Genomic DNA, 13,847 nt, shown 5'->3' with positions numbered 1-13,847 from the left:
AACCTTATTTCTGTGGATAGACCAAATCGAATCTGTCCAATTTCATAACCTTGTCCCAAGCGGCTACAAAGTCTTTCACGAATTTCTCTTTGGAATCATTGCTTGCATAAACTTCTGCCAACGCTCTCAATTCAGAATTGGATCCGAAAATCAAATCAGCTCTGGTTGCCATGTATTTTACTTCTCCAGAAGCTCTATCTCTTCCTTCGAAAAGCTCTTTAGTATTGTCTGCAGCTTTCCACTCTGTGCTCATGTCCAATAAGTTGACGAAGAAGTCATTTGTCAATTGGTCTTTTTTGTCAGTGAAGATTCCTTTATTCGAACCGTCAAAGTTTGCATTCAAAGATCTCATTCCACCTACCAAAACAGTCATTTCAGGAGCGGTCAAAGTCAATAATTGCGCTTTGTCAACCAACAATTCTTCAGTAGAAAGAGTGTATTGAGTTTTCAGATAGTTTCTGAATCCATCAGCCATCGGTTCCAATACTGCGAAAGATTCTACGTCAGTTTGTTCCTGAGTAGCATCCATTCTTCCTGGAACAAATGGTACGTTTACTGAGTATCCTGCATTGGATGCCGCTTTCTCAACAGCTGCAGCTCCTCCTAGCACGATCAAGTCGGCCAAAGAAACTTTCTTAGCTCCTGATTTGGAGTTAAAGTCATTTTGAATTTTTTCCAAGGTACTTATCACCTTGGCCAATTGAGTAGGGTTATTTACTTCCCAGTCTTTCTGAGGAGTCAGTCTGATTCTAGAACCATTTGCACCACCTCTTCTGTCAGAGCCTCTGTAAGTAGATGCTGATGCCCAAGCAGTAGAAACCAATTCATTGATACCCAATCCTGAGTTCAAGATTTGAGATTTCAAATTTGCGATATCTGCTTTTCCAATCAAGGGATGATTTACCGCTGGGATAGGATCTTGCCAGATCAAATCTTCAGAAGGAGCTTCAGGTCCCAAATAAGTTGTTTTTGGTCCCATATCTCTATGAGTCAATTTAAACCAAGCTCTTGCAAATGCGTCGTTGAATAACTCAGGGTTTTCGTAGAAACTTCTAGAGATTTTCTCGAATTCTGGATCAAATCTCAATGCAAGGTCGGTAGTAAACATAGCCGGGGCATGTCTTTTGTTAGGATCATATGCATCAGGAACCGTCATGTCAGAATCTTTAGCTACCCACTGATGGGCTCCAGCAGGGCTTTTTGTCAATTCCCATTCATTTTCGAAAAGACTGACAAAGAACAAATGGCTCCATTGAGATGGAGTAGGAGTCCAAGTTACTTCAAGTCCAGAAGTGATAGCATCGGCTCCTTTTCCAGATTTGTAATCACTTTTCCATCCGAAACCTTGCTCTTCAATAGGAGCAGATTCAGGGTCTGGGCCTACGTGAGAAGCAGGGCCAGCACCATGTGCTTTTCCTAAAGTGTGTCCACCAGCAATCAAAGCAACTGTCTCTTCACTATTCATCCCCATTCTTCCGAATGTGTCGCGAATATCATCAGCTGCCAAAAGTGGATCAGGAACTCCGTTAGGTCCTTCTGGATTGACGTAGATCAAGCCCATTTGCACAGCTGCAAGAGGGTTTTCTAATTTTCTGCCTTCAGAATAGCGCTCATCAGCCAACCATTCCTTTTCTGGTCCCCAATAGACATCAATTTCTGGCTCCCATACGTCTACTCTACCTCCCGCAAAACCAAAAGTTTTGAAGCCCATGTCTTCCAAAGCCACATTTCCGGTCAATACCATCAAATCAGCCCAAGAAATCTGGTTACCATACTTTTGCTTGATAGGCCAAAGAAGTCTTCTAGCCTTGTCTAGGTTGGCATTGTCTGGCCAGCTGTTCAATGGTGCAAATCTTTGCTGTCCAGCTCTGGATCCACCTCTACCGTCACCAGTTCTATAGGTACCCGCACTATGCCAAGCCATACGAATGAATAAACCTCCATAATGGCCGAAGTCTGCTGGCCACCAGTCTTGAGAATTAGTCAAAACTTCACGGATATCACCTTTCAGTGCATTGTAATCCAATTCGTTGAAAGCTTTGATGTAATCAAAATTCTCTTCCATTGGGTTTGAAAGAGATGAGTTCTGACGAAGAATTGTCAGATTCAATTGGTTTGGCCACCAATCGCTGTTGCTGGTAGCTTTTTGATTGGATGCACTTTTCTTGGTTGCACCTGATTGTCCATCTGTGCTTACTTCACCAGAACCGCCTTGTTGGCAGGAAAAAGTGATAGCAATTACTAGAATCAATCCTAAAAAGGTGGATATTTTTTTCATCTATCGAGTGTTTTTGTTTTTTGCTGCTGCAAGTATAGATGGAGGTTGAGTCAGGATTGATATAAATCCGATTGATTGTTTTTATTTATCTATAGATAAAAACTATTATATGAAAACGACTTTCTGGTGAAATCTTCAAAAAGCTTTAAATTCAAGCGTTTGAAATTAAAAAAGTGAAATACGATAGAATCTCTCTAATAGGGATACAAAAAAAGCATGAAATGGAGTTTAGTTGAAGACTCTTATTTCATGCTAATCTGGAGAAATATGCAATTGATTTATTCCAGAGATTTGATCCATTCGCGGATCAATGCAACTCCTTCTTTGTGTATGGTGGTTCTTCCTAATTCCGGCATGGCTACGCCTACATCAGTGGAGTTCATTCGATGAATAACGATGGATTCTTCCGGTTTACCCGGTACCACATCAAATTTGTGACTTCCCGCTCCTATACCTGCAGCTACCGGAGTTTTATTGATGCCAAGCTTCATAGGTTCTTTTTCATTATAAGTCAAGAACAAACCTGAAGTACTGGCAGGACCTTCAGCTCTATGACAATGTGAGCAATTGATATCTAAATAAGCCATAGCTCTTTCATCCAATGGAAGGGACTCATTTTCATAATTTATTAAAGAAGGGTAATGCTCTTTTCCCTCAAATCCTTCCAGTTTTCCTGCTTGACTCCAGAATTCTAGTTGATTTCCATGCTGACTTTGGAAATCTAAGTCATTATTCAGATGCTTTACTTGAACTCCGATGGGAGCCATTTCTTCATTTTTATTGTGACAGGTTTTGCATTGATTTCGATTGGGAATCAAATAGTCAACTACCTGATCTTTCCCCTCAAGGTCTTTAAAATGCACCTCCTTTTGCCCTCCAATTACTTTCAATTGAGCATTTGTCTGTTCCTCATTCCAGATATAAGGATAGGCTTCCCATCCACTTTCTTCCAAAATCAAAAGTCGAGTTTCAATTATCCTTCTTTCGCCATCTGGTTTTTGGAAATCCAATGGGTAGTAGAAGTTCTTGATTAAGATCGTTCCTTCGGGGAAGTCAAATTCGCCATTTACCAATTCAGTTTTTCCACCTTCTGGAAATTGAATAAAGCGAGTTTTATGAGCGTAATCAGTAAAAAGGGAAGAAGAGGGTTTGTAAAAAATTAAATCTCTTGCCGGATTTAAATTCGATATGTCTCCTTCGAAAAAGGCATAGGTTGAAAGCCATTTGTATGGATAAAGCCCGTCTGCTTCCTCAGTTTCGATTTCTTGGGTTTGAGCCAGTTCTTTTACTTCCTCCTTCTTACAAGAAAAGAGAATCACCAAAACTGCAACTAGGCTGGAAACATAAGCCAGTGGTTTTTTTTGAATCAACATCTACTTAATAATTATAATCCTGAAATAAAGGATTTATCAGTCTTCACACTCACCTGACAATTGCTAAATGGAATGGGGTCATCAAATGATTCAATATTGTCATCTCCATCCATCAGGTAAAACCTGGTAAAATATAATTCAGAGATTTTCGGCTCCGAAATACACAGATTCATAGGATTGGATTCGATGGATTCAGAAATGGATTCATCCCAAATTCCATCATAAACGATGTCTTGGGTTTTGGCTTTTCCATGTGCATTATAAATGCTAATTAATTGACCCATCTCTCGCGTCAGATCAGGAAAGCCTTTGCTTCGGTCGTATTGATTATCGTGAATGTAAACATCGGAAGTGTAGGGAGACCAATTTGGAGCCTCGGAAGGGAATCCGGTGATTTGATAACTGGCTACAGCAATTCCGGTAGTTTTATTTCTGAGAATTTCATTACCATAGATTTCTACTTCTTTAGCTGCCAATAAAATAACTCCTGAACCTGGAGGAATCATGGTTACAGTGTTGCCATTGGGATCCTCGCCTAAAGGAGTAGCGAAATTCTCGTGATTGTTATCGATTATTTGATTATTGTAAATCTTGGTGCCTTTTCCATCAGATTTTGGTAGTCCAGGTAGGTTGAAAACCAAAATTCCACCAGCATTATTTCTCGCGATATTTCCAAATACCTCCGCATTGTCACAGTTTTCTATTTCTATTCCTGCCACATTGCCGAAGGCTAGGGAATTTTTGACCACTATGTTCTCTGATTGGCCAACATAAATTCCAGCATCTCTTGAGTGGGAGGCTATACTTTCTTCGATCAGAACATTTTTACATTGAACTGGATAGATGGCGTAGGTTCCATTTTTGGATTTGTCACCATGAGTCCATGTGACATTGATTCTACGAAAAGTAATCCCATCCGTATGTTGTGCTTTGATTCCGTCTCCCGGAGCATCCTCGATGGTTAAGTCTTCGATTGTGATATTGGTTCCAACTATTTTTACACCTTCTCCACCTGTTTTTAGATTTCGAAAAGAAAGAACAGTATTCTTTAGGCCTGCGCCTTTGATGGTAACATTCGATTTATTGTCAAGAATTAGCTGAGTGTTGATTTCATAAAAACCTTCTGGAATTTGGATAACAGCTTCATCTTCTGCCATTATGAAGTCTTCGATTACTTTTTCGGTTTCCTCTATTGATCTTTTTGGTAATAAGGATGAGTCAAAAAGTTGTTCATTGCTGGTCTCTCCACATGCAAAAAGAAAAAATGCAGCTAAGTAGGTGAGTAGTAGTTTACTTGGGTTTTTCATAGATTGGTTTTGACGGAATTTCCTATCAAAATTACCTTATATCTCAGTACAAACCCTTGATAAAAGTCAAAAACTCAAATTTTAGCCCTTATTCTGCTGAGTGTTTCAATAGTCATGTCAAGGAAAGAGGCGATCTGACCTACAGAAGCTTTTTGGATGATTTTAGGTTTGTTTTCCATTAGTTCCAGATATCGATCCTTTGCAGATTTAAATTTTGAAAAAATCAATTGCTCTTCTAAAGCGATGTAATATTTCTCCAAAATTATTCTGTAAGTGCGCTCCATGTCTGGATAATCTAGAAAGCATTGTTGAAGGTCTTCGTATGAAATCCGGTAAACAATTGATTTTTCTAGTGTTTCTATTGTTTCGTAACTGGGACTTCGGGTGATGAAAGAGTGCATCGCAGTGACAAATTCACCAGCTAAAGAGAATGAAACAGTAATGTCCCGATTGTCTCTCACATAATAGCTCCTTGCTGATCCCTCTGCTATGTAATAAAGGTTATGGCTGACTTGGCCTTCTTGCTCTAATTTGTGTCCTTTCTCAGCTTTTACTTCTTCAAGGAATGATATGAATTTTTGTTTTGCGGCATCACTGACCCCTGTGATATTTTCAAATAGGCCTAAAGATTGTTTCATAAACAGAGGGATTAAAAAAATAGGATGCGGACAATTTTATCGAACGCATCGACTAGTTTTATTGGAAATTAAAAAATAAAGAACACATGAAAAAGATTTTGTTCCTATTCTTCGCATTTGGATTGATAGCAAGTACAGCTCAAGCGCAATTCGGTATCAGGGCGGGTTTGTCTTCTGCTAATTTTTCAGACACGAATTACAAAGCCCATTTAGGTTTTCACGGGGGCGTGTATTATACTTTGGGAACCGAGTTTTTATCTGTAGAACCTGGAGTTCAGTTTGCTCAAAAAGGCTTTGAAACCAATCAGATTCCATCTGGGGATGTGATTACAGAAAGTTTCAATTATGTGGATGTGCCTGTATTGGTTCGCTTGAGTTTTCTGCCGGGACTCAATGTTTTTGCAGGCCCCCAAGCAAGTATGCTTCTTTCAAGAAATAGAGAAGAGCCAGGTAATAATCAAACTTCCACGGATATCATCAAAGGATATGATATTGGAGGTGTGGTAGGTATTGGGGCTTCATTTCCGATGGGATTGAACTTTCAGTTGAGCTATGATTTGGGGATGTCAAACTTGAATTATTACGATGCTAATGTGAAAAATAGAGTTTTAAAGCTCTCTGTAGGTTATGATATTTATAGAAGGTATTGATCTGGGGTATTACTTTTTAAAAGTCATTTTTGCAATTTGTTACATTGAGCGGAGTCGAAATGCAGGCTTTTTTGCAGCCTTTGTATTCAATTAGGCTTCCAATGACAACAGAATAATTTATTATGAAAAAGGGTTGATTCGGTTTTAATTTCCTAATCAACCCTTTTTAAATTTAAATAAAATCCACCTTGTTCTTCTATTTAATATCTTCGTCCTTTTTCCTTTAGGTGAAAAAGGACCAATCCGAAAAATATCGGGATTCAGGACCATTACTATCCAATTTTGGGATAATCAAATTAATCTAGGGAATTGAAATCTTCACTTGCCCTTAAACTTCAAATTTTTTAAACACCAATAGTTAATTCAATCAACTTGGGCTTCAAATTATTGAATGTACTTTTGGCATGGCCCAAAAGTACGAAAAGGCCTAGTCGCGGCTAAGCTTCCCCCGCAAATAGCCTACCCACACCTCGCGGCTGCGACCTCCCACCGCACCGCTAGATTTGAGTTATTTACAAAATTCAAAAGATCTGAAATTTTGAAAGATTACTTGAATGATTCGGAAGCTGCTTTGAATTGGCTGTTGACAGATTGAGGTCAACAAGCGTTAAGAAAATCGGCTAGTTCCGAACTTGTTCGGAAATCCGGCGATTTTTAGCGTTTGACCTAATCCGGCAGAAAATGTCCGCAGGCATTTTCAAGCCAATTCAAGCAAAAGACTTTTGGGTACTTTTGGTCTTTCAAAAGTGCCAAATATAAATAATTTGGTAAATCCTATTCGAATGTTAAAAGAACATTAAAACTCAACTTGAAAAGGTGAAAAGCTTTATTTTTTGATTCGATCGGGATTTTCTTCGATAAAAGACTTCCATCCAGCACTTCGACCTCTCGTTTGTACTCTACCCTCATGAAAATGATGACAAAGAGCAACTGCCAAGGCATCCGTTGAATCCAATAGTTTCGGGATTTCTGTTAAGTTGAAAAGTGTCTGAAGCATCGCTGCTACCTGTTCCTTTGATGCGTTTCCATTTCCGGTTACGGATTGTTTTACTTTTTTAGGAGAATATTCTGTGATTGGAATATCTCTCGCCAAAGCAGCTGCCATAGCTACTCCCTGAGCCCTTCCAAGCTTGAGCATGGATTGGACATTTGCTCCATAAAATGGGGCCTCAAGGGCCACCATGTCAGGCAAAAATTCATCAATGATTCCGGTGATCCGCTCAAATATTTTTTTCAGTTTCAATTCATGAGTTTCATATTTCTTGAGATGAATTACCCCGTATTGAATCAGCTTATATTTTTTCCCTTCAGTTAGAATGAGGCCGTAGCCCATAATATTTGTTCCTGGGTCAATTCCCAAGATGATTTTTTCCTTTGCCTCTTTTTTAGTTGCTTTACTCACCTTTGCAAGTTAGCCCAAAAGATGCTAAGTTTTTACCTGATTTGGTCTGGATTCTATTTTCTGATTCTCTTAGGAATGAGATTATGCTGGCGGATGTCAATTCGGAAAGCTCAGGGAAATCCAAAGAATGATTTACCAATTACATTGATAATTCCATTTCGGAATGAGTCTGATCAACTGCGAGATTTAATCACTGAACTGTCCAAATTCATGGAGTCAGAAGTTGAAATTCTGCTAGTTGATGATCAAAGTCAGGATGATTCCTTTGACTTGGTGAAAAGCCTGACTAAAGAGCTTCCAAACATTAGAGTAATCCAATCAACTGGATCAGGGAAGAAAGACGCATTGGCTTTCGGAATTACAAATGCGAAAGGAGAGCTAATTCTCACTTCAGATGCCGATTGTAGATTTCCGGAAAACTGGATTGAGGAAATGACCAGACCGTTCCGTGATGAAACAATTCAGATGGTGTCAGGCCCCGTCCAAGTTGCAGGTAAAGAAACCTCATTGACTGACTTTCAGCGATTGGATTGGGCAAGCATTTCTCTGGTAAATCAGGTTTCAAACCTTTCAAAGAAACCATTGATGTGCAGTGGCGCAAATTTGGCTTTCAGAAAATCTGTATTTGAAAACGTAGGAGGCTATCAGGGAAACCTCCAATATCTTTCAGGAGATGATGAGTTTTTATTGAAAAAAGTGATTCTGGAATACGGTACGGAGTCATTCAATATGCTTCATGGGAAAGAAGTCTTGATTTTTACAAAGGCTGAAAAATCTTGGAATGAATTGATTCAACAAAGGGCCAGATGGGCATCTAAATGGGGGCTTCATGGAATAGGATTTCATGCGATTGCATCATTACTTCCATTTTTCTTTCAATTTATCTGGGTAGGAAGTTATCTCTTGTTGCTATTCGGACCCGAGGGGTTTTTGGTTTTTTTAGGAGTCGGGATCCTAAAAATTTTAGCAGAAAAACTGGCTTTGGGAAAAGTACTCAGTAGTTTTGAAATACATGTGGGGTGGAGGTCATTTGTATACACTAGCCTAATCCATCCCTTTTATGTGATTCGTGTTGGCTTTGAGAGTTTTAATTCAAAAATCCAATGGAAAGGAAGAAATATCAAAAGAGAGATAATAGTGGATTCTTATGGAGATGAATGAAGACGAGTTTGATTTGCTGGATGAGTTGTATTTTGTTCAGCCATTCAGTTATCTGCAGGAAATCCTAGGCTGGGAGGATTCTAAGATTTTGGAGATACTGGATTCACTTTATCAAAAAGCGTTTATCAAATGTCTATCTGCTCCAGATGAAGAAAGATTTGATCAGGTAGACATATTAAAAGATGGAAAAGAGTTGCTGTTTTTGGCAACTAAAAAAGGATTGATGGCCCATAATGCCCTTTAAATTTTGATTTCGGAAAACGATAAATATCAACGCAAAGAATTAGAGCTGAAAGCTTTATTGGAAATCACTCAGGCGATCAATGAAAATCAGTCTGAAGGAGTGCTTTGCAATATTTTTAAATTTACCTGCCTTGTTCACCTGAATATCAAATCTTTGATTTTGTATGTGTTGCAGGATGAAGGTTTTGTGAAGAAGATTTCTCATGGAGTCAAGGGGAGGGTTCCTGATTTGATTCCCAACAATCAGATCAAGGACGAAAAGAAATCCGGACAGTTACTTTTGGAGCTGGACTCTGAATTTTCTTTTGAAGAACTGGAGACATACCTGTCGGTTTATCACAAGGATCGTTTGCTCGCAATTTTGTTTTTAAAAAGAAAAGAGGAAACCGAAGAGTTGGACTTAGATTTCACTCAGGCTTTGAGTAATATCTTGGTTGTGGCATTGGAGAATAAGCGTTTCGCAAGAAGGCAGCTGCAGCAAGAGGTTTTGAATAGGGAAGTGGCGATTGCATCTCAAGTTCAGCAAATGCTTTTGCCCAATAACTTGCCTGACACAGATGAAATCAAGGCAACTGTAACCTATTTTCCACATAGTAAGGTCGGTGGGGATTATTATGATTTCATCAGGCAATCTGAAGATGTGGTTTATTTCTGTGTTGCTGACGTATCTGGAAAAGGAATTTCTGCGGCCCTGCTAATGTCAAATTTCCAAGCCGCTTTACGAACGCTTTTGAGAAGTGATGCAAATCTGGAGACTATCGTCCATCAGTTGAACTACACGCTTTTTGAAAACACTAAAGGGGAGCGATTCATTACTTTCTTTTTGGGGAAATTCAATTTCAAAACCAGAAAGCTGGAATACGTGAATGCGGGACATAACCCTCCTGTACTTTGTCGGGAAAATGAGATGTCTGTGGAGCTTTTGGAAGCAGGCACAACCATTTTGGGTGCTTTTGAGGAATTGCCTTTTTTGGAAATCGGAGAAAGGGAAATCCCAAGCAGCTTTAGCCTTCATTTATATACGGATGGATTGACAGAAACTATGGATGTGATGGAAAATGAATATGGAGAAGAGCGCCTTTCGGATTTCGTTTCAGGTCATATTTGCATGCATCCAACTGAATTTCATCAGGAGTTTTTGAAAGAGCTCAAAGATTTCTCGGGTGAAGTTCCCCTTCGGGATGATTTGACCTTGTTTAGCTTACGATTCTTTTAAATGGCACTTTTCCATAAAACTCCAACTTGGGTCAAAAGGCTTTTTCCAAATCGGGTGTGGAATGGAAATGAATCTAAAATTTACCTGACTTTTGATGATGGGCCTGTTCCAGGAGCCACTGATTTTGTGATCAATGAATTAGGGAAAAGGAATATGGAAGCCACTTTTTTCATGGTTGGAGACAATGTGAGAAAGCATGAAAGTCTAGCCAAAGAGGTGTTGAATGCTGGGAATAAGATAGGAAATCACACTTATAATCATTTGCTGGGATTAAAAACTCCGACAGAAGAATATCTGAACAATGTGGAGCTTTGTGATTTGATTTTTCAAGAAAAGCTTGGTGTAAAGTCGACCTTATTTCGCCCTCCTTATGGCTGGATGAAGTATTCTCAGGCTAGGATTGTATCCAAATCTTACCAAATCGCTATGTGGGATGTTTTATCTACAGACTATGATTCCAAAGTTTCACCAGACAAGGTTCTCAACATTTGTCAAAAAAATAGTGCTGCCAGTTCGATTATTTTGTTTCATGACCAGGAGAAAACAGAACATATTTTACCAGCATTTTTGCCAGATTTTTTGGATTTTGTAAAAGATCAAGGTTGGGAAACAGCCTGTCTTTAAATGGTACAATTAGCACTTTTATTTCTATCGGTAATCCTGATTCAATTCTTTTTGATTCTATGGCGATTCAAATGGAATTGGCTTGAATTTCCTGCGCCTAAAATTCATGATTGGCCAAAAGTGTCGATTTTGGTTGCTGCCAGAAACGAGGAAGAGAATCTCCCTAAATTATTAGAGTCCTTTGAAAAGCTAGATTATCCTAAGGATAAGATTCAGTTTCTTTTTGCAAATGATCAAAGTGAGGACGAGACGCCTGAAATTTTAAAGCATTGGTGCAAAAGCCAAACCAATGCCCGTTTTATCACTACCAAAAAACTATCTGATTCACACCCTGTTAATCCCAAGGCAGAAGCGCTGGCTCAACTTTCAGAGATTGCAAATGGAGAGATATATCTGTTTACAGATGCTGATTGCGCTGTTTCCGAGAATTGGGTCAAAGGAATGGTGTCAGGATTTGGACCCAATGTAGGGATGGTTGTAGGGGTGACACATGTTTATTGGAAAGGCTTTCTCCGTTTTTTTCAAGATTTGGATTGGTGGAATACTCAGGGTTTTATGAAAGTTGCTTCTGACTTGGGAGTTTCTACTTCTGGGATGGGTAACAACATGGCCGTAAAAAAAAGGATCTACGAGGATTGTGGAGGTTTTGAAAATCTGAAATTCAACCTAACAGAAGATCTTGAATTGAGTAAAGCCATAGCAAAAGCTGGCTATAGGGTGCATTCCGAAATCAAACCTGAAACTCTCGTTTTGACAAAAGCTGAAAAAAGCCTGAAAAAACTATTGGCTCAAAGGAAGCGATGGATGTTTGGTGTGCTTACTTTACCCTGGTATTGGAAAGTAATCTTGGCTTTTCAGTTCTTTTATTTTCCAGCTACTTTCTTTCTGATTTTTCAACTGGGTTGGCTTATGGTTCCTTTCATTCTGGCCAAAATTTTCCTTCAGGCAGGCTTTCATAAGTCTATAGCCAGTAGAGCTGGGCTTAAATTGTCCTATTTTAGTCTTCTTTCCTTCGATTTTTACTTTTTCCCTACCACCGCCCTGACAATTCTTTATTACTTTTGGCCCTCTCCAATCGAATGGAAATCCAGAATATACCCATGAGCCTAATTGAAACCCACGCGCATATCTATTCCAGCAAGTTTGATTCAGATAGAGATGCAGTGATCGAAGAGATACGAGCAGCTGGTGTAGAAAAGCTATACATGCCCAATGTGGATGTAGAAACTATCCCGAGAATGCTCGAATGTGAAGAGAAATATCCAGACCTATGTATATCCATGATGGGGCTTCATCCTTGTGATGTCAAGGAGGATTTTGAATCCCAGCTGGAAATTATGAAAGGCTGGTTGGATAAAAGACCATTTGCTGCAGTAGGTGAGATTGGTCTTGATTTATACTGGGATAAGACATTTTTTGAACAACAAAAGTTGGCCTTGAGAGAACAGATCTCTTGGGCTAAAGAAAAGGAACTTCCGATTGTTATTCATTGTAGAGATTCAATGGATGAGACAATTGAGATCATCCGAGAAGAGCATGATGGAAAACTCAAAGGGATTTTTCATTGCTTTACTGGGAATCTGGTTCAAGCAAATCAAATCATCGAAATGGGATTCCTTTTGGGAGTCGGTGGGGTAAGCACCTATAAAAATGGTGGTTTGGACAAGGTTTTACCTCATATTGGTATAGAAAACTTAGTGCTGGAAACAGATGCTCCTTATTTGGCACCTGTTCCATTTAGGGGAAAAAGAAATACTCCTGCCTACCTTCCTTATATTGCTGAGCGAGTGGGGGATCTGCTTTCCATGAGTAAGGAATTGGTTGCAATGAAAACCAAAGAAAATGCGTTGAGTTTATTTAAGGATTATCAGCTATGAATTATAAAATAGTTCGACTCAATACTCGGATCAAATCAAGTAAGACATCTTCTGTTTTGATCATTTATACAGGAGGTACATTGGGGATGGCCTACGATGAAAGTGGTTCCCTGGTACCCTTTAATTTTGGTCAGATTCTAGAGAAAATCCCGATCCTGTCCAATATGGATATTGCGATCACGGTGATATCATTTCCTGAGCCAATCGATTCATCCAATGTTTCCATGCATCATTGGAAGGATATGGCCTATATCATTACCGAAAACTATGATAGCTATGACGGCTTTGTGGTTTTGCACGGTACTGATACGATGGCCTATTCTGCATCCATGTTAAGCTACATGCTTCATGGCTTAAATAAACCTGTTATTTTCACCGGAGCTCAATTGCCTATTTCTGCAATGAGGTCGGATGCTCGTGAAAACTTGATGACCAGTTTGGAAATCGCTACAGCTCAAATCGACGACTATCCGATTGTCCCTGAGGTTTGTATTTTTTTTAATCATATGTTGCTTAGAGGAAATAGGGCGAAAAAGGTTCAGAGTGTCCACTTTGATGCTTTTGAATCCGAAAACTATCCAAATCTTGCAGAATCAGGAATCGTTATTGACTATAATACTGCTGCGATTCGTCCCTATGAGTCTCATAGAAAATTAGTCAATTTGAATGACTTAGATAATAGGGTGATGGTTTTAAAACTTTTTCCGGGAATCACTGAAAAGGTCATGGACGCCTGCTTTGCGATTGAAGGATTAAAGGGTGTTGTCTTGGAGACTTACGGGTCAGGGAACAGTCCAAGTGAAGCCTGGTTTATGAAGTCTTTGGAAAGGGCAATCAAAAAAGGTCTGATTATTCTTAATGTATCCCAATGTAATGGTGGACGTGTCATTCAGGGACGGTATGAGACATCTAAAGAATTATTGGCAGTTGGGGTTGTCAGTGGGGCTGATATGACGACAGAAGCAGCGGTTACCAAATTGATGTTCCTTCTGGGGCAGGAAAAAGACACAGAGGAAATCCGTCGAAAATTGACTATTCCTATTGCGGGTGAGATGACGACCTGATATTTTCTGCTCTA

The 13,847-nt window shown here is 39.3% G+C and carries 13 protein-coding genes; 8 read left to right on the top strand and 5 right to left on the bottom strand.

The window, feature by feature from the left end; all coding sequences use genetic code 11:
* Window positions 1-4: 4 nt before the first annotated feature.
* From katG to BUF13_RS13610, 4 genes are all read right to left on the bottom strand, one after another.
* Entirely contained in the window at window positions 5-2,278 is a 2,274-nt protein-coding gene (katG, locus tag BUF13_RS13625; RefSeq protein ID WP_073572339.1) for a catalase/peroxidase HPI, read from the bottom strand.
* A 278-nt stretch (window positions 2,279-2,556) separates the two neighbouring features.
* On the bottom strand, window positions 2,557-3,651 hold the full coding sequence (locus BUF13_RS13620) for an SO2930 family diheme c-type cytochrome (RefSeq protein WP_073572338.1): 1,095 nt from the start codon (window positions 3,649-3,651) through the stop codon (window positions 2,557-2,559).
* An 11-nt stretch (window positions 3,652-3,662) separates the two neighbouring features.
* Window positions 3,663-4,958 carry a parallel beta-helix domain-containing protein gene (locus tag BUF13_RS13615; RefSeq protein ID WP_073572337.1) on the bottom strand — a complete coding sequence of 432 codons (1,296 nt, stop codon included), beginning with the start codon at window positions 4,956-4,958 and terminating at the stop codon, window positions 3,663-3,665.
* Between the two features lie 74 nt (window positions 4,959-5,032).
* Entirely contained in the window at window positions 5,033-5,596 is a 564-nt protein-coding gene (locus BUF13_RS13610; protein WP_073572336.1) for a Crp/Fnr family transcriptional regulator, read from the bottom strand.
* Between the two features lie 86 nt (window positions 5,597-5,682).
* On the opposite strand from BUF13_RS13610, the gene BUF13_RS13605 reads away from it, so the two are divergent.
* Window positions 5,683-6,246: a porin family protein gene (locus BUF13_RS13605; RefSeq protein ID WP_073572335.1), complete on the top strand. Its 564-nt coding sequence runs from the start codon at window positions 5,683-5,685 to the stop codon at window positions 6,244-6,246.
* An 826-nt stretch (window positions 6,247-7,072) separates the two neighbouring features.
* On the opposite strand, the gene ruvC is transcribed toward BUF13_RS13605, so the two are convergent.
* Window positions 7,073-7,648 (bottom strand): crossover junction endodeoxyribonuclease RuvC, encoded by a 576-nt coding sequence (gene ruvC, locus BUF13_RS13595; RefSeq protein WP_073572333.1) that lies wholly within the window; start codon window positions 7,646-7,648, stop codon window positions 7,073-7,075.
* 21 nt (window positions 7,649-7,669) lie between these two features.
* Between ruvC and BUF13_RS13590 the strand changes: the two genes are divergently transcribed.
* Genes BUF13_RS13590 through BUF13_RS13560 form a run of 7 tightly spaced genes read left to right on the top strand, consistent with a single transcriptional unit; the run spans window position 7,670 to window position 13,833 of the window.
* Window positions 7,670-8,809 carry a glycosyltransferase gene (locus tag BUF13_RS13590; RefSeq protein ID WP_083586457.1) on the top strand — a complete coding sequence of 380 codons (1,140 nt, stop codon included), beginning with the start codon at window positions 7,670-7,672 and terminating at the stop codon, window positions 8,807-8,809.
* The gene (locus BUF13_RS13585; protein WP_342039404.1) at window positions 8,796-9,053 is read left to right on the top strand and encodes a hypothetical protein; all 258 of its coding nucleotides are present in this window, start codon (window positions 8,796-8,798) and stop codon (window positions 9,051-9,053) included. The genes BUF13_RS13590 and BUF13_RS13585 overlap by 14 nt, the downstream gene beginning before the upstream one ends.
* Before the next feature lie 3 nt (window positions 9,054-9,056).
* The gene (locus BUF13_RS13580; protein WP_073572330.1) at window positions 9,057-10,268 is read left to right on the top strand and encodes a PP2C family protein-serine/threonine phosphatase; all 1,212 of its coding nucleotides are present in this window, start codon (window positions 9,057-9,059) and stop codon (window positions 10,266-10,268) included.
* Complete coding sequence (locus BUF13_RS13575) at window positions 10,269-10,892, top strand: polysaccharide deacetylase family protein (RefSeq protein ID WP_073572329.1); 624 nt, start codon at window positions 10,269-10,271, stop codon at window positions 10,890-10,892.
* The gene (locus tag BUF13_RS13570) at window positions 10,893-11,996 is read left to right on the top strand and encodes a glycosyltransferase (RefSeq protein ID WP_073572328.1); all 1,104 of its coding nucleotides are present in this window, start codon (window positions 10,893-10,895) and stop codon (window positions 11,994-11,996) included.
* Window positions 11,993-12,769 (top strand): TatD family hydrolase, encoded by a 777-nt coding sequence (locus BUF13_RS13565; RefSeq protein WP_073572479.1) that lies wholly within the window; start codon window positions 11,993-11,995, stop codon window positions 12,767-12,769. The genes BUF13_RS13570 and BUF13_RS13565 overlap by 4 nt, the downstream gene beginning before the upstream one ends.
* Entirely contained in the window at window positions 12,766-13,833 is a 1,068-nt protein-coding gene (locus BUF13_RS13560; RefSeq protein ID WP_073572327.1) for an asparaginase, read from the top strand. The genes BUF13_RS13565 and BUF13_RS13560 overlap by 4 nt, the downstream gene beginning before the upstream one ends.
* Window positions 13,834-13,847 lie beyond the last annotated feature (14 nt).

Source organism: Algoriphagus zhangzhouensis, assembly GCF_900148515.1.
GTDB lineage: Bacteria > Bacteroidota > Bacteroidia > Cytophagales > Cyclobacteriaceae > Algoriphagus > Algoriphagus zhangzhouensis.
Note: the sequence above shows the minus strand (reverse complement) of the source record. Positions and strands in the feature narration are given on the sequence as shown.

Bases quoted from the DNA above. Each gene is read 5' to 3' on its own strand.
- katG (WP_073572339.1), bottom strand. From the start codon at position 2,278: ATGAAAAAAATATCCACCTTTTTAGGATTGATTCTAGTAATTGCTATC.
- BUF13_RS13620 (WP_073572338.1), bottom strand. From the start codon at position 3,651: ATGTTGATTCAAAAAAAACCACTGGCTTATGTTTCCAGCCTAGTTGCA.
- BUF13_RS13615 (WP_073572337.1), bottom strand. From the start codon at position 4,958: ATGAAAAACCCAAGTAAACTACTACTCACCTACTTAGCTGCATTTTTT.
- BUF13_RS13610 (WP_073572336.1), bottom strand. From the start codon at position 5,596: ATGAAACAATCTTTAGGCCTATTTGAAAATATCACAGGGGTCAGTGAT.
- BUF13_RS13605 (WP_073572335.1), top strand. From the start codon at position 5,683: ATGAAAAAGATTTTGTTCCTATTCTTCGCATTTGGATTGATAGCAAGT.
- BUF13_RS13590 (WP_083586457.1), top strand. From the start codon at position 7,670: ATGCTAAGTTTTTACCTGATTTGGTCTGGATTCTATTTTCTGATTCTC.
- BUF13_RS13585 (WP_342039404.1), top strand. From the start codon at position 8,796: ATGGAGATGAATGAAGACGAGTTTGATTTGCTGGATGAGTTGTATTTT.
- BUF13_RS13575 (WP_073572329.1), top strand. From the start codon at position 10,269: ATGGCACTTTTCCATAAAACTCCAACTTGGGTCAAAAGGCTTTTTCCA.
- BUF13_RS13570 (WP_073572328.1), top strand. From the start codon at position 10,893: ATGGTACAATTAGCACTTTTATTTCTATCGGTAATCCTGATTCAATTC.
- BUF13_RS13565 (WP_073572479.1), top strand. From the start codon at position 11,993: ATGAGCCTAATTGAAACCCACGCGCATATCTATTCCAGCAAGTTTGAT.
- BUF13_RS13560 (WP_073572327.1), top strand. From the start codon at position 12,766: ATGAATTATAAAATAGTTCGACTCAATACTCGGATCAAATCAAGTAAG.